At 64.5% G+C, this 22,565-nt stretch carries 21 protein-coding genes; 14 read left to right on the top strand and 7 right to left on the bottom strand.

Going from position 1 to position 22,565, the window contains the following annotated elements; genetic code table 11:
- Together F8K16_RS04610 and F8K16_RS04605 are read right to left on the bottom strand one after the other, a co-directional pair.
- Positions 1 to 575 (bottom strand): FAD-dependent oxidoreductase (locus F8K16_RS04610; RefSeq protein WP_294947593.1); only part of this gene is annotated, 575 nt, incomplete at its 3' end.
- Between the two features lie 28 nt (positions 576 to 603).
- On the bottom strand, positions 604 to 1,812 hold the full coding sequence (locus tag F8K16_RS04605; RefSeq protein WP_294947590.1) for an FAD-dependent oxidoreductase: 1,209 nt from the start codon (positions 1,810 to 1,812) through the stop codon (positions 604 to 606).
- A gap of 309 nt (positions 1,813 to 2,121) precedes the next feature.
- Between F8K16_RS04605 and F8K16_RS04600 the strand changes: the two genes are divergently transcribed.
- A complete protein-coding gene (locus tag F8K16_RS04600; protein WP_294947587.1) occupies positions 2,122 to 3,402 on the top strand; it encodes a nitrate/nitrite transporter in 1,281 nt (426 codons plus the stop codon).
- 76 nt (positions 3,403 to 3,478) lie between these two features.
- Entirely contained in the window at positions 3,479 to 5,122 is a 1,644-nt protein-coding gene (locus F8K16_RS04595) for a bifunctional protein-serine/threonine kinase/phosphatase (protein ID WP_294947584.1), read from the top strand.
- A 173-nt stretch (positions 5,123 to 5,295) separates the two neighbouring features.
- Here the strand turns inward: F8K16_RS04595 and F8K16_RS04590 are convergent, their stop codons facing one another.
- Genes F8K16_RS04590 through F8K16_RS04580 form a run of 3 tightly spaced genes read right to left on the bottom strand, consistent with a single transcriptional unit; the run spans position 5,296 to position 8,398 of the window.
- On the bottom strand, positions 5,296 to 5,784 hold the full coding sequence (locus tag F8K16_RS04590) for a copper chaperone PCu(A)C (protein WP_294947581.1): 489 nt from the start codon (positions 5,782 to 5,784) through the stop codon (positions 5,296 to 5,298).
- Positions 5,781 to 6,389 (bottom strand): SCO family protein, encoded by a 609-nt coding sequence (locus F8K16_RS04585; RefSeq protein ID WP_294947579.1) that lies wholly within the window; start codon positions 6,387 to 6,389, stop codon positions 5,781 to 5,783. Before F8K16_RS04585 ends, F8K16_RS04590 begins: the two co-directional genes overlap by 4 nt.
- 11 nt (positions 6,390 to 6,400) lie before the next feature.
- Positions 6,401 to 8,398, bottom strand: coding sequence for a TonB-dependent receptor (locus tag F8K16_RS04580; RefSeq protein ID WP_294947576.1), 1,998 nt, complete (start codon positions 8,396 to 8,398; stop codon positions 6,401 to 6,403).
- 173 nt (positions 8,399 to 8,571) lie between these two features.
- Between F8K16_RS04580 and ilvA the strand changes: the two genes are divergently transcribed.
- Positions 8,572 to 10,098, top strand: coding sequence for a threonine ammonia-lyase, biosynthetic (gene ilvA / locus F8K16_RS04575; RefSeq protein ID WP_294947573.1), 1,527 nt, complete (start codon positions 8,572 to 8,574; stop codon positions 10,096 to 10,098).
- A 261-nt stretch (positions 10,099 to 10,359) separates the two neighbouring features.
- On the opposite strand, the gene F8K16_RS04570 is transcribed toward ilvA, so the two are convergent.
- Both F8K16_RS04570 and F8K16_RS04565 read right to left on the bottom strand, forming a co-directional pair.
- Positions 10,360 to 10,959 carry a 5-formyltetrahydrofolate cyclo-ligase gene (locus F8K16_RS04570; RefSeq protein ID WP_294947570.1) on the bottom strand — a complete coding sequence of 200 codons (600 nt, stop codon included), beginning with the start codon at positions 10,957 to 10,959 and terminating at the stop codon, positions 10,360 to 10,362.
- Between the two features lie 241 nt (positions 10,960 to 11,200).
- On the bottom strand, positions 11,201 to 11,494 hold the full coding sequence (locus F8K16_RS04565; protein WP_294947567.1) for a cell division protein ZapA: 294 nt from the start codon (positions 11,492 to 11,494) through the stop codon (positions 11,201 to 11,203).
- Positions 11,495 to 11,551: 57 nt separating this feature from the next.
- On the opposite strand from F8K16_RS04565, the gene F8K16_RS04560 reads away from it, so the two are divergent.
- The 11 genes from F8K16_RS04560 to ruvC all read left to right on the top strand — a co-directional run.
- Positions 11,552 to 12,136, top strand: a complete 585-nt coding sequence (locus F8K16_RS04560; RefSeq protein ID WP_294947564.1) for a UPF0149 family protein — start codon at positions 11,552 to 11,554, stop codon at positions 12,134 to 12,136.
- A complete protein-coding gene (locus F8K16_RS04555; RefSeq protein ID WP_294947561.1) occupies positions 12,136 to 13,440 on the top strand; it encodes an aminopeptidase P N-terminal domain-containing protein in 1,305 nt (434 codons plus the stop codon). The genes F8K16_RS04560 and F8K16_RS04555 overlap by 1 nt, the downstream gene beginning before the upstream one ends.
- Positions 13,433 to 14,605, top strand: a complete 1,173-nt coding sequence (locus F8K16_RS04550) for an FAD-dependent monooxygenase (protein WP_294947558.1) — start codon at positions 13,433 to 13,435, stop codon at positions 14,603 to 14,605. The genes F8K16_RS04555 and F8K16_RS04550 overlap by 8 nt, the downstream gene beginning before the upstream one ends.
- Positions 14,602 to 15,762, top strand: coding sequence for an FAD-dependent oxidoreductase (locus F8K16_RS04545; RefSeq protein WP_294947556.1), 1,161 nt, complete (start codon positions 14,602 to 14,604; stop codon positions 15,760 to 15,762). Before F8K16_RS04550 ends, F8K16_RS04545 begins: the two co-directional genes overlap by 4 nt.
- A 2-nt stretch (positions 15,763 to 15,764) precedes the next feature.
- Positions 15,765 to 16,697, top strand: coding sequence for an ion channel (locus tag F8K16_RS04540; protein ID WP_294947598.1), 933 nt, complete (start codon positions 15,765 to 15,767; stop codon positions 16,695 to 16,697).
- 112 nt (positions 16,698 to 16,809) lie between these two features.
- A complete protein-coding gene (locus F8K16_RS04535) occupies positions 16,810 to 17,772 on the top strand; it encodes a selenium metabolism-associated LysR family transcriptional regulator (RefSeq protein WP_294947595.1) in 963 nt (320 codons plus the stop codon).
- A 110-nt stretch (positions 17,773 to 17,882) separates the two neighbouring features.
- Positions 17,883 to 18,542 carry a DUF502 domain-containing protein gene (locus F8K16_RS04530; protein ID WP_294947553.1) on the top strand — a complete coding sequence of 220 codons (660 nt, stop codon included), beginning with the start codon at positions 17,883 to 17,885 and terminating at the stop codon, positions 18,540 to 18,542.
- On the top strand, positions 18,539 to 20,338 hold the full coding sequence (aspS, locus tag F8K16_RS04525) for an aspartate--tRNA ligase (protein WP_294947549.1): 1,800 nt from the start codon (positions 18,539 to 18,541) through the stop codon (positions 20,336 to 20,338). Before F8K16_RS04530 ends, aspS begins: the two co-directional genes overlap by 4 nt.
- Complete coding sequence (gene nadA, locus F8K16_RS04520; protein WP_294947546.1) at positions 20,335 to 21,399, top strand: quinolinate synthase NadA; 1,065 nt, start codon at positions 20,335 to 20,337, stop codon at positions 21,397 to 21,399. Before aspS ends, nadA begins: the two co-directional genes overlap by 4 nt.
- A 37-nt stretch (positions 21,400 to 21,436) precedes the next feature.
- Entirely contained in the window at positions 21,437 to 22,186 is a 750-nt protein-coding gene (locus tag F8K16_RS04515; RefSeq protein WP_294947544.1) for a YebC/PmpR family DNA-binding transcriptional regulator, read from the top strand.
- 47 nt (positions 22,187 to 22,233) lie between these two features.
- On the top strand, positions 22,234 to 22,565 hold a 332-nt coding region (gene ruvC, locus F8K16_RS04510), incomplete at its 3' end, for a crossover junction endodeoxyribonuclease RuvC (protein ID WP_294947540.1).

The following is a 22,565-nucleotide window of genomic DNA, read 5'->3' as shown; positions in this document are numbered from 1 at the left end:
GCACCGGCATCATCCAGCTGCACCGGCATCAGGCGCGGGGCGAACTCCACTACATGGGTTTCCAGCCCCAGATCGGCCAGCGCCTTGGCCGCTTCCAGCCCCAGCAGGCCGCCGCCGACTACGACACCGGTCTTGGACACCTTGGCCTTGGCTTCAATCATCTCCAGGTCTTCGATGGTGCGGTAGACCAGGCAGTCCTCCCGGTCGTTGCCCTCGATGGGGGGCACAAAGGGCACGGAGCCGGTGGCCATCACCAGCTTGTCGTAGTGGACCTCGCGTCCCTTTTCGGAATAGACGATCTTCTTGCGGCGGTCCACATCCACCACGGGGTCGCCCAGGTAGGCGTGAATGCCGTGTTCCTCATAGTAGCCGGGCGGCACCAGCGACAGATCCTCGGCCGTCTTGCCGGAGAAATAGCTGGACAGATAGACGCGGTCGTAGGCCGGGCGCGGTTCTTCGCCGAACACATGCACCTCGTAGTGCTCCAGCAGGCCGGCGTCCACCAGCTTTTCCACAAAGTTGTGGCCGACCATGCCGTTGCCGACCACCACAATCGTTTGTTTGCGTGCGCTCATCGGGGTTCCTCTCTTTTTCAAAAACGGTTCACATGTCGCAGTAGCCCTGGCCGAACAGGATGTTGGGCCGGCAGTGGCTCACATCCCGTCCGGACTTGATCAGGTCAAAGATGAAATGGCTATCATGGGTGTCGCCATACATGACGCTGCCGCTGATGCGTCCATCCTTCAGCACCAGCTTGCGGTAATGGCCCTGTTGATGATCATGCCATTGTATGACTTCACTGCCTTCGGCTTCACCCAGATAGTCGCCGGCGGAGAACAGGTCGATGCCGGTGACCTTGAGCATGGTGGCCGTCTCGCTGATGCGATAGTGCGCATCCTCGCCGGCAAGGACGCTGGCAAGTACTTCGGCCTGCTCATACAGCGGCGCCACCAGTCCGAAGGTCTGGCCGGCGAACTCGACGCACTCGCCCACGGCGTAGATGTTCGGGTCGGAGGTGCGCATCTGATCATCCACCACAATGCCGCGGTTGACGGTCAGGCCGGCCTGCTCGCCCAGCGCCGTGTTGGGGCGGATGCCCACGGCCATGACCACCAGATCTGCCGGCAGCCGCTCGCCGTCGGCGAACTCGATGGCCTCCACCCGGTCCTCACCCACGATGCGGGTGGTCTGTTTCGGCATGGCGAACCTGAAGCCCTTGGCTTCCAGATCGCGGCGCAGCAGCTCGGCGGCGGTGCGGTCCAGCTGGCGCTCCAGCAGAATGTCCATCAGGTGGACCACGGTCACGTCCATGCCCCGTCTGATCAGGCCATAGGCTGCCTCCAGCCCCAGCAGGCCGCCGCCGATGACGGCGGCGCGGGGGTGTTTGCCCGCCGCCTCGATCATGATGTCCACATCGCGGATGTCGCGGAAGCTGACCACGCCGGGCAGGTCATGCCCGGGCACCGGAATGATGAACGGGTTGGAGCCGGTGGCGATGATCAGCACATCATAGGGTGTCTCGCTGCCGTCGGCGGCGCGCACCACCTTTCTGTCCCGGTCGATGGCGGTGACTTCAACGCCCGGATGAAAGGTGATGTGGTGTTCCTCGAACCAGGCGGGCGGGTGGGTCATGATCTCCGGCAGCTGCTTTTCTCCCGCCAGCACGGGGGAGAGCATGATGCGGTTGTAGCCGCCCCACGGCTCCTTGCCGAAGACTTCGATGTCATATTGTTCCGGCGCCTGTTCGATCAGTCGTTCCAGAAAGCGCATGCCGGCCATGCCGGCGCCGATCTGTACAAGTTTTTTGCGCATGAGATTTGTTTGGCTCAGATTGATTTTCAGGTTGTGGAAAGCAATCATCGGTCCCTTGTGTAATTGACCTTTAAAATCACTAACTTGTGCTTGGTGTAATGAAGCTGAAGGCGGTTTTTGGGCACCGGTGGTGCATGGGTTGCACGATACATGTGCGCATTGATGCACAAAAATGGTGCCTTTTTGGACTGATTTCAGTCATTAATGAATCCATGAATCATGTTAGTTGTTGAAATGAAAGGGCAATTTATCATATGGAACAGAATGTTCTTGTTGCGGGGCGGTATCTGAACTGACAGGAGCGCATGGATGAACCTGAAAGCACTCAAGCATGAAGGCCACTGGCCCACGCTGTTGGCGGCCTTTCTCTATTTCGACTTCAGCTTCATGGTCTGGACCATGCTGGGGCCGCTGGCGCCGGAGATCAACGAGTCCATGAAGGCCCATCTGGGCATCGGCATGGATGCCAATCAGATCGCCACTCTGCTGGCGTTGCCGATTCTCTCTGGCGCGCTGCTGCGCATCGTGCTGGGCTTCTCTGTCGACCGCATCGGCGCCAAGAAGACGGCGCTGATTGCTCAGGGCATCGTCATTTCGGCACTGTTCTACACCTGGTTCAAGGCCGAGACCATCACCTACCATGAGCTGCTGGTGGTGGCGCTGGCGCTGGGTCTGGCCGGTGCCTCCTTCGCCGTGGCGCTGCCGCAGGCGGGTCAGTGGTATCCGCCACACCTGCAGGGGGTGGTGCTGGGTCTGGCCGGTGCGGGCAACATCGGTGTGGTCATCGATTTCCTGTTCGCGCCCAAGATCGCCGAACTGTGGGGCTGGCCGGCGGTGTTCCTCATCGGCGGGTTGCTGTCGCTGGTGGTGTTCATCGCCTACACGCTGATGGCGAAGGACGCACCGCCGGAGGTGTATCAGCCCCGACCCAAGAAGCTGCGTGACTATCTGGCGCTGCTCAAGGACAAAGACACCTGGTGGTTTGCCGGTTTCTACGCGGTCAGTTTTGGTGGCTTCGTGGGCTTCGCCAGCTACATGAAGGTGTATCTGATGAACACCTATCCGGATGAGATGGCCGCCTTCGGCACGGCGTGGATCAATGAGGAGAACGTGAAGGTGGTGGCAGGCTATTTCGGCGCCCTATGCATCTTCGCCGGTGCGGTGCTGCGTCCGGTAGGCGGTGCCATTGCGGACAAGATGGGTGGCGTGCGTTCCCTGTACATCTTCTTCGGCGCAGTACTGGCGCTGGCGGTGTTCAACGCGGCGTTCGTGCACAACTTCTATCTGGCCATCGTGGTGCTGTTCCTGACCATGGCCAATCTGGGCATGGCCAATGGCGCGGTGTTCCAGCTGGTGCCACAGCGCTTCGGCAAGGACATGGGCATCATGACCGGTATCGTGGGCGCCGCCGGCGGGCTGGGCGGCACGGCGCTGGTCAAGACGCTGGGCTGGTCGCAGGCCACTTTCGGGGACTATGCGGCCGGCTTCTTCATCTTTGCCGGTGTGGTGGCGGTGGCCATCATCGGCATCAGCCTGGTCAAGACCCGCTGGCGCACCACCTGGGGTGTGCATGCCGGCGGCAAGATCTGATCGTCTGTACGCTTTTTCATGAACAGGCGTGTCACAATGCCCCGCAAGGGGCATTTTTCTTGAGGGGATGAAAACCATGCAGCAGGGACCCTATCAGTACACCCAGGCCACGGCGGTGGCCCACGGCAAGCAGGAAGGGGATGATGCCCATTTCGTCGGCCACTTCGGCACCACCTGCATGGGCATTGTCTGCGACGGCGTGGGCTCGGCCCGGGCAGGGCGGCGTGCGGCCCGGCGCGCGGTCAATTATCTCAAGGAGACCTTTCAGCGCCGTCCTCAGGCATGGAGCCTGTGCAAGACCATGGCGGTGGCGGTGGAGAACATCAACCGCATTCTCTATCGGGCCGGCATGGAGGATTACGAGCATCCGGAGTTTCTTTCCACCTTGGCGATGGTGGTGGTGGAGGGGGATCAGCTCTGTGGGGTCAATGTGGGTGACAGCCCGGTCTATCTGATCCGGGACAACAGTCTGATCCAGCTTTCCCGCGCCCATGTGTCCGATCAGCCCGGCATGGAACACGTGCTGACCCAGGCGCTGGGGGCGCAGGAGACGGTGGAGCCCTTTTTCTTCACCGAGACGCTGTTGCCGGGGGATCGGCTGCTGCTGTGTTCCGACGGCCTGACTGCGGTACTGTCGCCGGAGGAGATGGCGCAGTGGGTGCATGCCGGTGCGGGCGCGCTGCTGCGGGCGGCCGAGCAGAAGGCCGAAGGCCGCCTGCCGGATGACACCACGGTGGTCACCTGTCAGGTGCAGGAGATCCATCCGGTGCAGCAGCTCAAGCAGCAGGATCTGGCCATTCCAGAGAAGCTCGCGCCCGATGACATCATCGACGGCTACCGGCTGATCCGTTCGCTGATCCAGAACGACCGCACCTGGCTGGCGGACAAGAACGGCCGACAGTGCGTGCTCAAGTTTGCGCCGGTGGAAGCGCGCCGGGATGAGCGCATTCTGGACGCCTTCGTGCATGAGGCGTGGAATGCCAACCGCATTGAGGGACGTTTTTTCCCCAAGGCGTGGATTCCGGAAGGGCGCACGGCCCGTTACTACGTGATGGAATACATCCATGCGCCGTCGCTGCGCTACCGACTGGATACAAAACAGAAGCCGCTCAAGGTGGATGACGCCATTGCGCTGGGATGCTTCCTGCTCAGGGCGGAGCAGTTCCTGCTCGGGCGGGATTTGGTGCATGGGGATCTCAAGCCGGAGAACATCCTGCTGGTGGACGGCCCGAAGGGGCGGGAATACAAGCTGATCGACTTCGGCTCCATCGTGGAGGTGTTCTCCACCATCAGCCGAGCCGGCACGCCCTCCTATCTGGCGCCGGAGCGCTTCGAGGGCGCGCCCATTTCCGAATCCACCGAAATCTTCGCCACCGGCGTGGTGCTTTACGAGGCGCTCACGCGCCAGCTGCCCTATGGTGAGGTGGAGCCCTTCCAGACGCCCACCTTCAAACGTCCCAAGCCGGTGCGTGCCTTCAACCGCAATGTGCCGGCCTGGCTGGAGGCGGTGATCATGAAGGCCATCGAGGTGGACCCGGAGCGCCGCTACGGTCACTATTCCGAAATGCTGTTCGACCTGACCCATCCCGACAAGGTCAAACCCCACTTCGACAGCCGTGCGCCGCTGCTGGAGCGCAATCCGCTGGCGTTCTACAAATGGGGCTTCTGGCTGATGCTGCTGGCCAACATCGCCCTGCTGGTGGCCTTCATGCACCGTTAGCATGGAAAAATTCGCGCGTCTGCGGCCGCGCTGACGCGCGAGCTGGCAAAATTGGGGGAGACCCCGTCTCCACAACGAAAAAACCCGCCTGCAGGCTTGCAGGGCGGGTTTTTTCATGGTGGCGTACGGCGCGGTTGTGCGGCCAGCCTGCAAAAATGGGGGAGACCCCCCTTTCAGTGGGCGTGATGCATGTTGCCGTGATGCATGTGGCCCATGCCGCCCATGCCATTGATGGGTCTGACCGGAGCGGTGACCGCTCTGGTGGAACCGTCGGCAAAACGCAGGGTCAGGTGCACCTTGTCGCCCGGCTTGAGCGGGTGCTTCAAGCGGATGAGCATGATGTGGTAGCCGCCCGGTTTCAGTTGCGTCTTTCCTTTGGCCGGTACCGGAATGCGCGCCACCGGGCGCATTTTCATCATGCCGTTTTCATGCACATGGGTGTGCAGTTCGGTGATCTCCGCCACATCGCTCTCTGCGCCCACCAGCGCCGTGGGGTGATCCCCGCGGTTGCGCAGGGTCATGAAGGCGGCCGAGGCCGGTGCAGTGGGTGGCACGGCGCGCGCATAGGGGTCAATGACCTGAACCTGATCGGCATCGGCCGCCCAGGTTGCGGGAAACCAAGCGGCGGCGCTCAGCGCCAGGGCGGCAAAGGTCTTCTTCATGGTGTGTCCTCCTTGTTGGGGGTTAGCAGGGGTATGAGGGTCCGGACGATCTCCTTCGGCGGCGTGCCGTGAGGGATCTGGGTGACCAGCCGGCCGTTTCGGTCGATCACATAGGCAAAGGCGGAATGATCCACCAGATAGCCGACGCGGCTCTCCTTGACCGGCACGATCTTGTAGACGGCGCCGTAGCGGCGCACCACGTCATCGATCGTGGCCTTGTCGGCGGTCAGGCCGATGATGCGGGCATTGAAGAAATCGGCATACTGCTGCAGCCGTTCGGGCGTATCCCGCTTCGGGTCCACGGAGACGAACAGAATCTGCACCTGATCGCGGAGGTCCGGCGGCAGCATGCGCCAGGCGGCGGAAAGGTTGCCCAGCGAGGTGGGGCAGATGTCGGGGCAGTAGGTGTAGCCGAAGTAGAGCAGCACCACCTTGCCGCGGAAATCATGCAGACTGACCGGTCCCTTGCTGGACTGCAGGGTGAAGTCTCCGCCGGTGGGTCGGGCCGTCAGCGTGCTGTCGGTATGAAGTTTCTGCCAGGCGAACAGCCCCGCCGCCACGGCGGCGGCGAGCACGATGATCAGCGCGAGAACGGGTTTGCGCATCGGGGCGGCCCTCAGAAGGTTGCGGTGATTTTAGCGTAGAAGCTGCGTCCCGGTTCATTGACCTGCCAGCTGGTGCCCTGGGTCGGATCGGTGCGGCGGTTGAGGTAGTCCGCGTAGGCGTGGTCGAACACATTGTCCACGCCGGCGCTGACAGTCAGGTTGCGGCGCACCCGCCAGTCGGCGAACAGGTCCAGGGTGTTCCAGCCCGGTGTCCTGCCCACCTCGTCCGGCGAGAGCGGGTCGATGTCGGACTTGTCCACCGCCCAGTTCCAGCGGGCGCCATAGCGAAGCGTGCCGTGGCGCTGTGCCAGGGTGACGAAGCCGTTGAGCGGCGGGATGCCGGCCAGGTTGCGGTGGTCGGCGGTGTTGTAGCCGTAGGTGTAGCTGGCGGATGCGCTCAGCAGGGTGCGCGCCGGCAGCGCCCAGCTGACGGTCAGATCCACGCCGCGCAGTTCGGCGTCACGGTTGACATAGATGATGCGGGTGTCGGCCACTTTGACCGCAGCCGGCTGGTTCTGCGCCTGGTCCTTGAGAATGTAGTCGCTGACCCAGTCCGCCCAGGCACGCAGCTGCCACCAGCCCCTGAGGCCGGGTCCGGCAAGGGCGATGTCCAGCTGGGTGTGGGTTTCCGCCTTCAGATTGGGGTTGCCCACCCAGGAATTGGCGCCGGCGCTCTTGGCCATGTACCGCTCGGTGGCATCGGGTGCCCGCTGGGTGCGCGCCAGTCCAAGCTCGATGCGCCCGCTGCCCAGTGGACGATGCCAGCGTCCCAGCAGGTTCCACAGGGTGTCGCTGTGGCGGATCTTCGCTGGTGTGCTGTAGGTGGCGTCATACAGTGAACGGGGCGTGCCGCCGGCTGCCGCCATGTCCGCCTTGCGGGCGTCGCTGTCGATGTGGTCCATGCGGGCCCCCAGCGTCAGGGTGCCGCCCAGTGCGGCATGGGCCGCTTCGGCGAACAGGCTGTTGCGTTCAATGCGGGTGTCCGGCCACATGTAGGAAAGGGCGGCGCCGGTCATGCCGTTTTCCAAGGTGGCGCTCTTGTTCTCGTAGCGGGCGTCCCAGCCCCAGGTCAGCCGGGTGGTACCCAGCTGGCTGGTCAGTTTCACATGGCCGCCGACGGTTTCCGTGTCCGTCGGAGTGCGGAGCTTCATGCCGCTGTTGGGACGCAGGCTGTAATTGTCCATCAGATGGTCCACAGTGCTGCGGTAGAGGCCGGCGTCCACCTGCTGCGCCAGCGTGCTCTGCAATGGGCGGTTGTAGCCCAGCCGCACGATGTTGCCTTCGGTGTAGGGAGAATCCATCTTGGCGCCAGGATAGAGAGCGTCTTCCGTGCGACTGCGTTCGGCCGACAGACGCAGGGTGCCGCCGGCCAGCTGGAAGCCGGCCAGTGCGCCATATCCCAGATGGCTGTAGCGGGCTTTGACCGTGTCTCCATTGCCGTCTTCATAGTTCTGCGCTTCGGTGCGGTTGCCGAATACGCGCACGGCGGCCTTCTCGCCCGCAGCGGAGAGATCGGCACTCAGGCCGTAGTCGATCAGACTGGATTTTTCCGCGCTGACGCGACCGTGCACACCGGATTTCACCGGCAGTCTGCGCCGCAGGGCAAGGGTGCCGCCGGAGGCGTTGTCCACCGGCTCGGTCAGTGTGGGCGTACCAAAGCGGACGGTGATCTCATCGAAACTCTCCACATCGCCATAGACAGTGGCCGGGTCCATGCGGTTGGGGCAGCCCGGGGCGATCTCGGCCCCGTCCAGCACCACGCGCACGCGCGCTTCCTTCTGGCCACGGATGACCGGGTCGATGCCGTGACCGCCCATGCGGCTGCCGTCCACACCGTTGATCTGGCGCAGGCGGTCGCCGGTGTCTCCGCGTGCGGTGCGGGTGAGCATGTCAGGCTGAAGGGATTCCTGTTCCAGTGTAGCGGCATCGGACACCTCCACAGGGGAGAGGGTGGCGGCCTGAGCCGGCAGGGCGGCCATCACGGCCAGGGCGATGAGCGTGGGTCGCATGGGGCATCTCCTCTGTTGCAGTGGTGCGCATTGTAGGGAGTCACTCTGACGGTAAGTCTTGAGCAAGGCTTGAAATAGTGTTGAGAGAGTATTGAGGGGCATGGCGGTTGGTTGAAGCGGTGGGTCTTCGCCCATGCAGTAAAATGCCGTCATTGACTTGTGGAGATGTGTTCATGCCTCAGGAGCTCTTGCGTCGGGTGCTGTCCGCCCCCGTGTATGACGTGGCGGAGGAGACGCCGCTGGAGGCGGCGCCGCTGCTGTCGGCCCGGCTGGACAACACGGTCTGCCTCAAACGGGAGGATCTGCAGCCGGTGTTCAGCTTCAAGCTGCGCGGGGCCTACAACAAACTGGCCCATCTGACGCCGGCGCAGAAAGAGGCGGGCGTCATCGCCGCCTCGGCCGGCAACCACGCCCAGGGGGTGGCGCTGTCGGCCAGCCGCATGGGCATGCCGGCCACCATCGTCATGCCGCGCACCACGCCGCCGATCAAGGTGGAGGCGGTACGTCGTCTGGGCGGACAGGTGGTGCTGGCCGGGGACACCTATGACGAGGCCGCCGCCCACGCCCGTCAGCTGGCCGAGGACAACGGCTACACCTTCATTCACCCCTATGACGACATGGATGTGATCGCCGGGCAGGGCACCATTGCGCTGGAGCTGCTGCGCCAGAGCGGCCAGCGGCTGGATGCGGTATTCGTGCCGGTGGGCGGGGGTGGGCTCATCGCCGGGGTGGCGGCGGTGCTCAAGCAGGTGCGTCCGCAGACGCGCATCATCGGGGTCGAGCCGGAGGATGCCGCCTGCCTGACCGAGGCGCTGAAGGCGGGTGAGCGGGTGACGCTGGATCAGGTGGGGCTGTTTGCCGACGGGGTGGCCGTGGCGCGGGTGGGGGAGATTCCCTTCCGCATGGCGCAGCAGTTCGTGGACGAGATGGTCACCGTCACCACGGACGAGATCTGCGCCGCCATCAAGGACATCTTCGAGGACACCCGCGCCATCGCCGAGCCGGCCGGTGCGCTGGCCGTGGCCGGCATGAAGAAGTGGGTACAGCAGCAGGCGGTCACCGGTAGGAACCTGACGGCCATCGTCAGCGGTGCCAACATGAACTTCGATCGCCTGCGCCACATTTCCGAGCGCACCGAGCTGGGCGAGGGGCGCGAGGCCATCTTCGCCGTCACCATCGACGAGCGGCCGGGCAGCTTCAAGCGCTTCTGCGAGCTGCTGGGGCCACGGCGCATGATCACCGAGTTCAACTATCGCTACGCCGATCCCCGTCAGGCGGTGGTCTTCGTGGGCGTGCGCATCGACCGTGGTCCGGAGGAGCGGGAGGAGATCGTCGAGCTGCTGCGCGGGCAAGGCTATCCGGTGGTGGACATGTCCGACAACGAGCTGGCCAAGCTGCACCTGCGCCACATGGTGGGCGGCCACGCCCATGGCGTAGAGCACGAAGTGGTCTACCGCTTCGAGTTTCCGGAGCGGCCCGGTGCGCTGCTGCAGTTCCTGCAGCACATGTCGGACGAATGGAACATCAGCCTGTTCCACTACCGCAACCACGGGGCCGCCTACGGGCGGGTGCTGGTGGGCGTGCAGGTGCCGCCGGCGCAGCGGCAGGACTTCGAGATGTATCTGGAAAGTCTCGGCTACCCCTTTGTCAGCGAGCAGGACAATCCGGGCTATCGCCTCTTTCTCAAGCCTACCGACTGAGCTGGGCATGGAGGCATGTTGACGCACATCGGCGCGCGATCCTGCTTTCACTTCAGTTTTGGGGTCGGCTTTGTGATCACAGCAAAAGATCGGCCAACCACACTAGCATCGGTTCGAGATGCCGCATCGTGCGGGTTTCAGAGGGTTTGCCGGCATATCCCTTTCGCCGGGCATGGGCTGTTGGCGGGCGCGGCCATTGAGAGTCGGCCTGAAGGGGGCCGCTGACAATTGCAGAGCACAGCGTCCGTCGTCTCCGCAGGTTCAGCGGCGAAAGGTCATCACCCCTTTTTCGGTCACCACCGCATCCAGCGGTACGTCCCACGGCTGCGCCGGCAGCCGCTCCACCTGCTGGAGGGCGTGCGCCCAGCCGATCAGACGGGGTCTCCCCCATTTTTGCCGGATGCCGTTCTGCCCGTGCCGCAGGCGGCAGGAAAAAGCCCGGTCGTAGAAGCCGCCGCCCATGCCCAGACGGTTTCCGGACGCATCAAAGCCCACCAGCGGCACGAGCGCGGCGTCCAGCCGGCAGCCGGGCAGCCGTGGTCCCTCCGCCGGCTCCGGAATGCCGTAGCGGTTGGGCACCAGCACCGTCTGCGGCGTGTAGGGGGCGAACAGCATGGCATGGGGCAGGGCGTGCTCCAGCACCGGCAGGTAGAGGGTGTGCAGGCCCCGCTGCCACAGGGCTTCGATCAGCGGTCGGGTATCCAGCTCGCCATCGGCGCTGAGAAAGACGGCAAGATGCAGCGGGCGTTGCAGCCACGGACTGCGCAACAGGTGTGTGGTGGCCGCTCTGGCATGGGCACGCTGTTGCTGTGGAGTGAGGGCTTTGCGGGCCTGACGGAGCGATTGGCGCAGTGAAGACATGGGATGTTCCGGAAGGAGAAAAAGAGGCAGGTTCGCCGTGCCTTGGTCCCTGAACCCTGAGGTTCAGGTGGCGGTCTCGGCCACTGGCTTAGGCTGCCCGGACAGATGCGGGCGGCTCACCACCAGCGCGTCTGACCCCGAGATTTGAAGTCATCGGCACAGGGGCACTAGGCAGAGGACGAACCTGCGCTACGCCTTTCATTATAGGGATGGGCGGTGGCCATTCAAAGCCGCGGACAGGTCAATTTTCACCGGTGGGCATGTCCAGATCCATGGCCAGCTGCTGCATGGCGTCTTCCAGTGCCCTGTCCACCTGACGGGCGGTGTGACGGCTCTTTTCCAGCAGCAGCAGGTAGTCGTAGGCGAGGTTGATGGCCACCGACAGGGCCTTGACTTCGTTGGAGCGGCTTTTCGCCTCGCCCAGGCGCTTTTCCACCAGTGTGACCGCCTCGATCAGGCGGGCTTCGTCTTCCGGTTCGACGGGAATGGAGAAGGGGTGGCCGAGCAGTTCGATTTTGAGCACGTTGCGCGCCATGGGCCGGTCCTGTCGTGTGATAACATTTCACAAATCATACACAAGGTCGAAGGAAAAGTGGACACCCTCTGCAAGCAACTGGAAACGGCCATTCGGGACTGGCCACAGCTGGAATCGGCCAGCTTCGTGCACGGCATGCTCACCGGCGAGCTGGCCGGTGGCGAGAATCTGAGCGTGAGCGACTTCATCACCGGCCTGCTCCGGGAGCTGGAAGCCACAAGCGTGCGGGAAAGCTTCGTGGAAACCCTCTACAGCCTCTATGGCGAGACCCTCAAGGGGCTGACCAGCGAGGACTTCGCTCTCAAGCTGTGCCTGCCCGATGACGAGGCTCCGCTGTATGAGCGGGCGCGCGCGGTACGGGACTGGTGCGAAGGGTTCGTCTACGGTTTCGGCCTGGTGCGCGCCGACGGCAAGCCGCCCCGTGATGAGGTGCGGGAGTATCTGGAGGTGGTGATGGACGTGGCCGCCATGGATCTGGAGTCCCTGCGCGATCAGGAGGACGCGGGGCTGGCCGCGCAACTGGAGGAGATCATCGAGTTTCTGCGCATCGGTGCCATCACCGTCTACGAGCACTACCATCCCACTCCGCCCCGCCGGGCCGAGGACATCATGCCTGAGCCCACCCACAGGACGGTGCAGTGATGCAGCCCTTTGCCGATAACCGCCGCCGTCTGCTGGAGCGGCTGCCACCGGGCAGCGCTGCGCTGGTCTTCTCAGGCCGGGAGCAGTTCCGCAACCGGGATGTGGACTACCCCTTCCGGCCCCACAGCGATTTCTGGTATCTGACCGGCTTTGCCGAGCCTGAGGCGCTGCTGGTGCTGATTCACCGTGCCGACGGTGAACGGCATCAGCATGTGTTCGTGCGCCCGCGCGATCCCAAGGCGGAGATCTGGACCGGTCGTCGTCTGGGGGTGGAAGCGGCGCCTGAGGCACTGGGTATGGACGGTGCCGACGAGATCGGCAGCCGTGACGAGAAGCTGGGCGAGCTGCTCAAGGGGGTCGAGACCCTGTGGGTGAGCTTTTCCGACGCGGGTGACTGGTTCCCGCAGCTGTCTCCGCTGATCGGACGGCTCAAGCGCCATGTGCGCGACGGCGTCAGTGCTCCGGTGGCCGTGCGCGATCTGGACACCCTGCTCCACGAGATGCGGCTGATCAAGCAGCCGTGGGAGCTGGCGCACATGCGCGAGGCGGCGCGGATTTCCGTTCTCGGCCATCAGGCCGCCATGCGGCGCGCCCTGACCGCCGCCACCGAGCGGGAGGTGGAGACGGCGCTCTGGTGCGCCATGGCCGAGGCCGGTGCCGAGCGTCCCGCCTTCAATCCCATCGTCGCCAGCGGCGCCAACGCCTGTGTGCTGCATTACACGGAAAACAACGCCCCCATCGATCCGGCAGGCCTGCTGTTGGTGGACGCCGGGGCGGAAAGGCATTTCTACGCCGGCGACATCACCACCACCTTCCCGGCGCGCGGGCGGTTCACCACGCCACAGCGGGAACTGTATGAGGTGGTGCTCGCCGCCCAGTGGGCCGCCATCAAGGCGGTTGCGCCCGGTGTGGGCTGGAACGTGCCCCACGAGACGGCGGTGCGGGTGCTCACCGAAGGGCTGGTGGCGCTGGGGCTGCTGCAGGGGGAGGTGGACAGCCTCATCGAACAGAAGGCCTACGAGCGCTTCTACATGCACAAGACCGGCCACTGGCTGGGACTGGACGTGCACGATGTGGGCGCCTACCGGGTGGACGGGCGGTGGCGACCGCTTGAGCCGGGCATGGTGATGACGGTGGAGCCGGGACTCTATGTGGCGCCGGATGATGACACGGTGCCGGCCCACTGGCGTGGCATCGGCATCCGCATTGAGGATGACGTGCTGGTGAGCGAAGCGGGCTGTGAGGTGCTGACCGAGGGCCTGCCGCGTACGCCGGAAGAGATCGAGGCGTTCATGCATGGCTGAGCGTTATGACCTGATCATTAGCGGTGGTGGCCCGGTGGGGCTGACGCTCGCGCTGGGCGCGGCGCGGCAGGGTCGCAGCGTGCTGGTGCTGGAGCAGGCACCGCCGGAGCAGGGCGGCGAGAGCTTTGATGGACGCATGCTGGCGCTCAATCGGGCCAGCCGGGCGGTGTTGCAGCGGGTGGGCGCGTGGGAGGCGCTGGCGCCGCAGCTGACCGCCATCGAGCATGTGCATGTGAGTCAACGGGGTCATTTCGGCGTGGTGACGCTCCATGCCGGGGAGCAGGGTGTGGACGCACTGGGCTGGAGCGTGCTCGGGCGGGATCTGGGGCTGACATTGCAACGGCTGGTGCAGGAGACGCCGAACATCACCCTGCGGCAGCCCGCCCGCCTGACGGACTTCCGGCAGACGGCGGAAGGCGTGGAGGTGCGCTTTCAGGGCGGAGAGGCGGAAGCACAGGCGCATGGCCGGCTGCTGGTGGGCGCCGACGGCACCCGTTCCCGCGTGCGTGAGGTGCTGGGGTGGCCACTGGAGGAGAAGGACTACGGTGCCTGGGCGGTGATCGCCCAGGTGGAGACGCACCACCCGCATGACGGCTGGGCGTTCGAGCGTTTCACCCCGGACGGGCCGGTAGCCCTGCTGCCCTGGCGCACCCGGCAGCACAAGGCGGTGATGGTGGTGCCGGACCGGGAGATTGACCGGATCATGGGGCTGGACGACAGCGGTTGGCTGGCAGCCTTCGAGGCGAAGATGGGTCCCCGTTTCGGCGGATTTGCCGCCACTTCGCCCCGGCTGCGCTACCCGCTGAAGGAGAGCTATGTGCAGCGGGTGGCCGAAGGACGCGTGGCGCTGCTGGGCAACGCTTCGCACACGCAGCATCCGGTGGCGGCGCAGGGGCTGAACCTGGGGCTGCGAGACGTGGCCGATTATCTGGACGGACTGGCGCTGGAGGACGCCTTGGAAGATCCGGCCTGGCTGAGCGACTACGAACAGCGGCGCCGGCAGGATCATCGGGCCGTGATGGGTGCGACAGACAGCCTGATCGCCCTGTTTCAGCTGCCCCAGCCGCTGGCGGGGCACCTGCGGGGCGCCGGTCTGCTGGGGCTGCAGCTGGCTGCACCGCTCAAACGGCGTCTGGCGGGCTTTTTCATGGGAGAACGGACATGATGCGCAGCGACATCGTCATTGTGGGCGGCGGCATGGTGGGCGCGGCGGCGGCCTGCGCCCTCGGTCGTCAGGGTCTGAAGGTGACGCTGCTGGAAAAGCGTCCCCCGGCGCCGCTGGAAGGGCAGCCGTGCTGCCAGACCCGCGCAAGCGCGCTCACGCTGGCCTCCCGTCGGCTGCTGGAAGCGCTGGGGGCGTGGGAAGCGCTCACTCCCTGGGCACAGCCATTCGACGCCATGCATGTGTGGAGCGACGATGTTTCCGGCGAGGTGGTCTTCCGTGCCGCCGAAGTCGGGGCGGAGGCGCTGGGCTGGGTGGTGCCCAATGCCGTGGTTCAGTCGGCCCTGTGGCAGGCGCTGCCCGAAACGGTCACGGTAAGGGAGAGCGGCCTCGCGGCGCTGGATGCCGAGGCGGGAACGGTGACGCTGGAAAACGGCGAGTCGCTCGAGGCCCGGCTGATCGTGGGGGCGGACGGCGCCCACTCTCTCACCCGCCGCCTTGCGGGCATTCCGCTGGACAGCCATGAATACGGCCAGGCGGCCATCGTGGGCTGCGTGCGCACGGAAAAGCCCCATGAAAACGCCTGCTGGCAGCGCTATACGGCGGACGGCCCCGTGGCCTTCCTTGCCATGGGCGAAGGCTGGTCGTCGCTGGCGTGGTATGTGCCGCTGAATCGGCTGGAGGAGACGCTCGCGCTGCCGGATGAGGTGTTCCGTGCCCGGCTGGAGGCCGCCAGCGGTGCCCGGCTGGGCCGTATCGTCGAAGTGGGCGAGCGGGCCGGTTTCCCGCTGGTGCGCCGGCACGCCCGGCGTTATGTGCAGGGGCGGGTGGCGCTGGTCGGTGATGCCGCCCATACGGTGCATCCGCAGGCCGGGCAGGGGGTCAATCTGGGCCTGCTGGATGTGGCGGTGCTGGCGGAGGAGATCGGTACAGACACTGAGGCAGACTGGGCGCACACGGGCGCGTTGCAGCGCTATCAGCGCCGGCGTTATGGGGACAACCTGCTGGTGCAGCGCGCCATGGACGGCTTCGATGGTCTGTTCGACCACAGCCTGCCGTGGAAGCGACCGCTGCGGCAGGCGGTGCTGACGGCGGGTCGGACATTGTCGCCGGCACGGGCGCTGCTGACGGATCTGGCACTGAGAGGGCGCTGGGCGTGAGCATGATCGAAGGCAGGGAAAACCGGGCGGCGGCACTGGCACGTCATATCAATGTGCGCGCCCTGCTGGGCGTGGGCGGGGTGCCGGCTTCGGAAAACCCGAAGGCGCGCCGCTTCGGCGAGCTGATGGAGACCGCCGTGCTGTTCGCACTGGCGCTGGTGTTCATTCAGGTGTTCATGGCGCTGTTCGAGCAGGACATCGGCGGTTACTGGGTGGACCTGATCATCTGGGCCGTGTTCGCGGTGGAGTTCTTCGGCTCGCTGGCGCTGGTGGATCGGCGCTTCCGCTATGTGCGCTACAACTGGATGAACGCGCTGATCGTGCTGCTGGCCTTTCCGTGGACGCCCTGGAGCGAGCAGTATGCCTTCGTGTTCCAGTCGCTGCGTCTGCTGCTGATTCTGCGCTTCACCGTGCACTTTTTTCCAACGGCGCTGGAGATTCTGCGCCGCAATCATTTTGGACAGATCCTCGGTCTGGCGGCGCTGCTGGTGGTCTTCGCCGGCGCCATGTTCGCCTATCTGGAAGATCGGGATTTCGGTGACGGGCTGTGGTGGGCGCTGGTGACCATCACCACCGTGGGGTATGGTGATGTGGTGCCTCAGACCGAGGAGGGGCGTCTGTTCGGCAGCCTGATGATCCTGTTCGGTGTGGTGATCTTCTCGCTGGTGACCGCGAACATCGCCGCCTTCCTCGTCAGTGATGAGGAACAGAAGGTGGAACGGGACATCCTGCGTCAGGTGCGTCAGAACGGTGACCGGCTGGCGGAGCAGGAAAAGCGCGAGGTGGCTCATCTGGAGCAGTTGATCGCCCATCTGGCCGAGATGGAGCAGCGGCAGGACGCGGCGCGGCGCAGAATGGAGGAGGCGCTGCTGAAGGAAGTGGAGCAGTTGCAGAAACGCATCGAAGCCCTCGAAAAACAGTTGGCGCGCCGCTGAGCCAGTGTGCGCCTTGCAAAAGGTTTTTTATGGCGTTAGCATTTGATCTTATATCTGCAAATCCTGTTGGATTTTTCTGAACCACACGCCGGGAGCGTTCTCTACTATGGCTATGGCTGATCGCCGCTTACAGGTCTTTCACACGGTTGCCAAGGTGCTCAGTTTCACCAAGGCGGCCGAAACCCTCCACATGACCCAGCCCGCGGTCACCTTTCAGATCAAGCAGCTGGAAGAACAGTTCAACACCCGCCTGTTCGACCGCACCCACAACAAGATCTCCCTCACCGAAGCCGGGCGCATCGTCTACAACTACGCCGAGCAGATCCTCGAACTCTACGAGCGCATGCACAACGACGTGCGCGAGATCACCGGCGAGGTGTCCGGCTCGCTGCTAATCGGTGCCTCCACCACCATTGCCGAATACATGCTGCCGCGCCTGCTGGGGGCGTTCAAGGAGAATTTCCCGGAGGTGAACATCCGCCTGCAGGTGGGCAATACCGACGCTATCGTCTCCATGGTGGAGAACAATCTGATCGACCTGGGGCTGGTGGAGGCGCCGGTCTACAACAAGAACCTGGAAGTGGAGGTGTGCCGCATCGACGAGATGGTGCTGGCCGTGCCTGTGGATCATCCGCTGGCCACCCGCAAGGAGGTCTCCATCGAGGAAATCCGCCGCTACGAATATATCACCCGGGAGGAAGGGTCCGGCACCCGGGCGGTGATCGACCAGTATCTGAAAGAGCAGGGCCTCAGCTATAGCGATCTGGACGTGGTGCTGGAGCTGGGCAGCCCCGAGGCGATCAAGATGGCCATCGAGGCGGGCATCGGCGTGGCCATCGTCTCCCGCACCACCCTGCGCAAGGAGCTGGAGCTGGGCACCCTCAAGGCCATTCCGCTCAACCCGCCGTTGACGCGCCCCTTCTCCCACGTGCGCCAGAAGCACAAATTCCGCAACCGCGCCGTGGGCGAGCTGCTGGAATTTGCCGTGGACTACTGCAAGGCGCGGGCCATAGAGGAAGGATTTACCGTGCCCGATCTGGAGGCGGCTCAGCGCAGAATGGAAGCCGGCGGTTGAGCGCCGACACCAATGGGATGAAAAGGGCGGCGCAGGCCGCCCTTTTCGTATCCGGCCGCGGTTGAAGCGGCTGTTATAATGTGCGTTTGTTCGGGCAAGTGGCAGACGCTATGAAGGCGCTGAAGCGTTATCTGATCGCAGGACTGCTGGTATGGCTGCCGCTGGGCGTCACCGTGGCGGCGCTGATCTTTCTGGTCAACCTGTTTGACAAGAGTCTGCTGCTGCTGCCGCCTCACTGGCGGCCCGAGTACTGGCTCGGCTTTCATGTGCCCGGCTTCGGCATCATCGTCTCTACCGTCCTGATTCTGCTGACGGGCATGCTGGTGGCCAATTTTCTCGGCAACCGGCTCATGGCGCTGTGGGAGCGCATTCTGGCGCGCATCCCCCTGGTCAGCGGCATCTATTCGGCGGTCAAGCAGCTGACCGAGGCGGTGTTCGGCAGCGGCGAGAAGAGCTTTCAGAAGGTCTATCTGCTGGAGTATCCCCGCCGGGGGCTGTGGACGCTGGGGTTTCAGACCAGCCGCACCGTGGGGGAGGCGCAGATGAAGACCGGCATGGACAATGTGGTCAACCTGTTCGTGCCCACCACTCCCAACCCCACCTCCGGGTTCTTCATCATCGCCAGCCGCGATGACATCATCGAGCTGGACATGGGGGTGGACGACGCATTGAAAATGGTGATTTCCGGCGGGGTGGTGGTGCCGCCCCTGCCCAAACAGCCCGCCGATGACGCGGCGGGCGCAGACAAGACGGAGCAAGACAAGCAATGAGCGACATGCACGCCTACCGCAGTCACTACTGCGGCACAGTGACCGAATCCCTGATGGATGAAACCGTAACCGTTGCCGGGTGGGTGGCGCGCCGCCGCGACCATGGCGGGGTGATCTTCATCGACCTGCGCGACAGCAGCGGCGTGGTGCAGGTGGTGGTGGACCCGGACACGCCAGAGGCTTTCGCCACGGCCGAGCACCTGCGCAACGAGTGCGTCATTCAGGTCACCGGACGGGTGCGCGCCCGTCCGGAAGGCACGGTCAACCCCAATCTGGCCACCGGTCGGATCGAGATTCTGGCGAAGGATCTTCAGCTGCTCAGCATGGCCGAGCCGATTCCCTTCCAGCTGGACGAGGAGCGCGTCGGCGAGGACGTTCGCCTGAAGTACCGCTACATCGACCTGCGCCGGGACGCCATGCAGCGGAACCTGAAGCTGCGCTACCGGGTGACGCGCGCCATGCGCAACTACCTGGACGACAACGGCTTCATGGAAATCGAAACGCCCATGCTGACCAAGTCCACGCCGGAAGGCGCGCGCGACTATCTGGTGCCGAGCCGCACCCATCCGCACAAGTTCTTCGCGCTGCCCCAGTCGCCCCAGCTGTTCAAGCAGCTGCTGATGATGTCCGGCTTCGACCGCTATTTCCAGATCACCCGCTGTTTCCGGGACGAGGATCTGCGTGCCGACCGTCAGCCGGAGTTCACTCAGCTGGACATCGAAACCAGCTTCCTCACCGAGGAAGGGGTGATGCAGCTGATGGAAGGACTGACCAAGCATATTTTCAAGGAGGCCATCGACGTCGAATTCAACGGCGATTTTCCGCGCATGACCTATGCGGAGGCGATGGAGAAATACGGCGTGGATCGACCCGATCTGCGCATTCCGCTGCAGCTGGTGGATGTGGCCGACCTGTTGCAGGATATCGACTTCAAGGTGTTCGCCGGCCCGGCGAAGGATCCGAAGGGGCGGGTGGCGGCGCTGCGCGTGCCCGGCGGTGCGAAGCTGACCCGCAAGGAGATCGACGAATATACGAAGTTCGTCGGCATCTACGGCGCCAAGGGGCTGGCATGGATCAAGGTGAATGATTTGTCACAGGGCGTGGACGGACTGCAGTCGCCAATCGTCAAGTTCTTCCCGGACCAGGTGATGCAGATCATGGAGCGGGTCGGTGCGCAGGATGGCGACATCGTCTTCTTCGGTGCCGATAAGGCGAGGGTGGTCAACGAATCCCTCGGCGCGCTGCGGGTGAAGCTGGGCGAGGATCTGGGCATGATCGAGGGTGACTGGGCGCCGGTGTGGATCGTGGACTTCCCCATGTTCGAGGAGGATGAGAAAACCGCGCGCATGACCGCCATCCACCACCCGTTCACCCAGCCCAAGGCCACCACCGAGGAGCTGGAGCAGATGGCGCAGGAGGAATGTCATCAGCTGCTCTCGCGCGCCTATGATCTGGTGATCAACGGCATCGAGGTGGGCGGCGGGTCCGTGCGTATCCACGACACCCGCATGCAGGCGGCCGTGTTCCGCATTCTCGGCATCAGCGACGAGGAGGCGCAGGAGAAGTTCGGTTTCTTCCTCGAAGCGCTCAAGTATGGCGCGCCGCCCCACGCCGGCATGGCCTTCGGGCTGGACCGGCTGGTGATGCTGATGGCCGGCTGTGACACCATACGGGACGTGATCGCCTTCCCGAAAACCCAGTCCGCGGCCTGTCTGCTCACCGAAGCACCGGGCGAGGTGGATCCCGCCCAGCTGCGCGAGCTGGGGCTGCGTTTTCGACAGACGGCCAACGGATGAGTGAAACGACTCAGCTGGCGCCTGAGCTGCAGGCGCGCATCGACCGGCTGGTGGCGCAGGCCTCGCCCGCGCCCATGCTCAGCCGTGCCGAGAAGGCGGCGCTGGAGGAGGAGATTCGCGCACTGTTGAAAACGCGCAATGCCGTGCTGGTGGCGCACTATTATGTGGACGACGCCCTGCAGCGGCTGGCGGAGGAGACCGGCGGCATCGTGGCCGACTCGCTGGAGATGGCCAGCTTCGGCGCCCGCAGCGAGGCGGAGACGCTGGTGGTGTGCGGCGTGCGTTTCATGGGTGAGACGGCCAAGCTGCTCAGCCCGGAAAAGACGGTGCTCATGCCCACGCTGGAGGCCACCTGCTCGCTGGATGTGAGCTGTCCGCCGGAGGCTTTTGCCGAATTTATCGCTGCTCATCCCGATCACACGGTGGTGGTCTATGCCAACACCAGCGCCGAGGTGAAGGCGCTGGCCGACTGGACGGTGACCTCCGGCAACGCGCTGCATATTGCCCGCCATCTGGCCGAGCGGGGCGAGAAGATTCTGTGGGCGCCGGACCGCCATCTGGGGCGCTGGATCGAGCGGGAGACCGGCGTGGAGATGACCCTGTGGCCGGGTCACTGCATCGTCCATGACGAGTTCATGGCCTTCGAGCTGGAAAAGCTGCGTCAGCGCTATCCGGATGCCAGGGTGCTGGTGCATCCGGAGTCGCCGGAGAATGTGGTGGAAATGGCCGATGTGGTCGGCTCCACCAAAGTGCTGATCAACGCGGTGCAGACCCTGCCGGACCGGCGCTTCATCGTCGCCACCGATTACGGCATCTTCTACAAGATGCAGCAGCTGGCGCCGGAGAAGGAGCTGATCGCCGCGCCCACGGGCAGCCGCGAGCGTCAGTGCCAGAGCTGCGCCCACTGCCCGTGGATGGCGATGAATTCGCTGGTGAACCTGCGCGATGCGCTGGAGAACATGGCGCCGGAAGTTCATGTGGATCCTGCGGTGCGCGAGCGGGCGGTGCGCCCCATTGAGCGCATGCTGGCATTTTCCCGTCAGGCGGGACTGATCAGGTAAAACCGGCCCCTGCGGGCCTGAATAGAAGGAAGAGGCTATGGCTGGACACAGTAAATGGGCCAATATCAAACACCGCAAGGCGGCACAGGACGCCAAGCGGGGCAAGATCTTCACCAAGCTGATCCGCGAGCTGGTGGTGGCCGCGAGGATGGGCGGCCCGGTCATCGAGGACAATCCGCGTCTGCGCGCCGCCGTGGACAAGGCGCTGCGCAACAACATGAAGAAGGACACCATCGAGAAGGCCATCGCCCGCGGTGCCGGTCAGGATGAGGCGGACAACTACGAGGAGGTGCGCTACGAGGGCTATGGTCCCGGTGGCGTGGCCATCATGGTGGACTGCCTCACCGACAACCGTCAGCGCACCGTCTCCGAGGTGCGTCATGCCTTCAGCAAGCGCGGCGGCAACCTGGGCACCGACGGTTCGGTGGCCTATCTGTTCAAGCGTCAGGGCATCATCTCCTTCGAGCCGGGCGTGGACGAGGACGCCCTGATGGAGGCAGCCATCGAGGCCGGCGCCGAGGATGTGATCATCAATGATGACGGCAGCGCCGATGTGATCACCACGCCCGAGGACTACATGGACGTGCTCACCGCGCTGGAGGCGGCCGGCTTCAAACCGGCCCACGCCGACATTTCCATGGAGGCGGACGTCAAGGCGGAGATCACCGATCCGGAGCAGGCACAGAAAGTGATGGCGCTGATCGACGCGCTGGAGGACCTGGACGATGTGCAGCGGGTCTACTCCAACGTGGACATTCCCGACGACGTGATGGAGAAGATCGCCTGAAGGCGCAGCGCATACTGGGCATCGATCCCGGCTCGCGCAAGACCGGCGTGGGCATTGTGGACATTGCCGGCCCGTGCAGCCGCTATGTCTTCAGCGGCGTGATCCGGGTGGAGAAGTACACGCCGCCGGAGCGGCTCAAGCGCATCTTCAACAGCATGAACGAGCTGATCGCCCAGTATCGGCCCGACGCGCTGGCCATCGAAAAGGTGTTCGTGCACAAGGATCCGGTGGCGGCGATCAAGCTGGGGCAGGCGCGCGGCGTCATTCTGTGCGCCGCGGCGCTGGCGGAGGTGCCGATCTTCGAATACACCCCCACCCAGATCAAGGGGGTGGTCGTGGGCAAGGGGCACGCCGCCAAGGGACAGATTCAGTTCATGGT

It is taken from the genome of Sulfurivirga sp. (genome assembly GCF_015490265.1).
Classification (GTDB): domain Bacteria; phylum Pseudomonadota; class Gammaproteobacteria; order Thiomicrospirales; family Thiomicrospiraceae; genus Sulfurivirga.
The sequence above is the reverse complement of the archived record's forward strand: the minus strand, read 5'-3'. Positions and strand labels throughout refer to the sequence as shown.

What these genes read in the sequence shown, in the direction of transcription:
- F8K16_RS04605 (WP_294947590.1), bottom strand. Translation starts at nt 1,812, where the DNA reads ATGCGCAAAAAACTTGTACAGATCGGCGCCGGCATGGCCGGCATGCGC.
- F8K16_RS04600 (WP_294947587.1), top strand. Translation starts at nt 2,122, where the DNA reads ATGAACCTGAAAGCACTCAAGCATGAAGGCCACTGGCCCACGCTGTTG.
- F8K16_RS04595 (WP_294947584.1), top strand. Translation starts at nt 3,479, where the DNA reads ATGCAGCAGGGACCCTATCAGTACACCCAGGCCACGGCGGTGGCCCAC.
- F8K16_RS04590 (WP_294947581.1), bottom strand. Translation starts at nt 5,784, where the DNA reads ATGAAGAAGACCTTTGCCGCCCTGGCGCTGAGCGCCGCCGCTTGGTTT.
- F8K16_RS04585 (WP_294947579.1), bottom strand. Translation starts at nt 6,389, where the DNA reads ATGCGCAAACCCGTTCTCGCGCTGATCATCGTGCTCGCCGCCGCCGTG.
- F8K16_RS04580 (WP_294947576.1), bottom strand. Translation starts at nt 8,398, where the DNA reads ATGCGACCCACGCTCATCGCCCTGGCCGTGATGGCCGCCCTGCCGGCT.
- ilvA (WP_294947573.1), top strand. Translation starts at nt 8,572, where the DNA reads ATGCCTCAGGAGCTCTTGCGTCGGGTGCTGTCCGCCCCCGTGTATGAC.
- F8K16_RS04570 (WP_294947570.1), bottom strand. Translation starts at nt 10,959, where the DNA reads ATGTCTTCACTGCGCCAATCGCTCCGTCAGGCCCGCAAAGCCCTCACT.
- F8K16_RS04565 (WP_294947567.1), bottom strand. Translation starts at nt 11,494, where the DNA reads ATGGCGCGCAACGTGCTCAAAATCGAACTGCTCGGCCACCCCTTCTCC.
- F8K16_RS04555 (WP_294947561.1), top strand. Translation starts at nt 12,136, where the DNA reads ATGCAGCCCTTTGCCGATAACCGCCGCCGTCTGCTGGAGCGGCTGCCA.
- F8K16_RS04550 (WP_294947558.1), top strand. Translation starts at nt 13,433, where the DNA reads ATGGCTGAGCGTTATGACCTGATCATTAGCGGTGGTGGCCCGGTGGGG.
- F8K16_RS04545 (WP_294947556.1), top strand. Translation starts at nt 14,602, where the DNA reads ATGATGCGCAGCGACATCGTCATTGTGGGCGGCGGCATGGTGGGCGCG.
- F8K16_RS04540 (WP_294947598.1), top strand. Translation starts at nt 15,765, where the DNA reads ATGATCGAAGGCAGGGAAAACCGGGCGGCGGCACTGGCACGTCATATC.
- F8K16_RS04535 (WP_294947595.1), top strand. Translation starts at nt 16,810, where the DNA reads ATGGCTGATCGCCGCTTACAGGTCTTTCACACGGTTGCCAAGGTGCTC.
- F8K16_RS04530 (WP_294947553.1), top strand. Translation starts at nt 17,883, where the DNA reads ATGAAGGCGCTGAAGCGTTATCTGATCGCAGGACTGCTGGTATGGCTG.
- aspS (WP_294947549.1), top strand. Translation starts at nt 18,539, where the DNA reads ATGAGCGACATGCACGCCTACCGCAGTCACTACTGCGGCACAGTGACC.
- nadA (WP_294947546.1), top strand. Translation starts at nt 20,335, where the DNA reads ATGAGTGAAACGACTCAGCTGGCGCCTGAGCTGCAGGCGCGCATCGAC.
- F8K16_RS04515 (WP_294947544.1), top strand. Translation starts at nt 21,437, where the DNA reads ATGGCTGGACACAGTAAATGGGCCAATATCAAACACCGCAAGGCGGCA.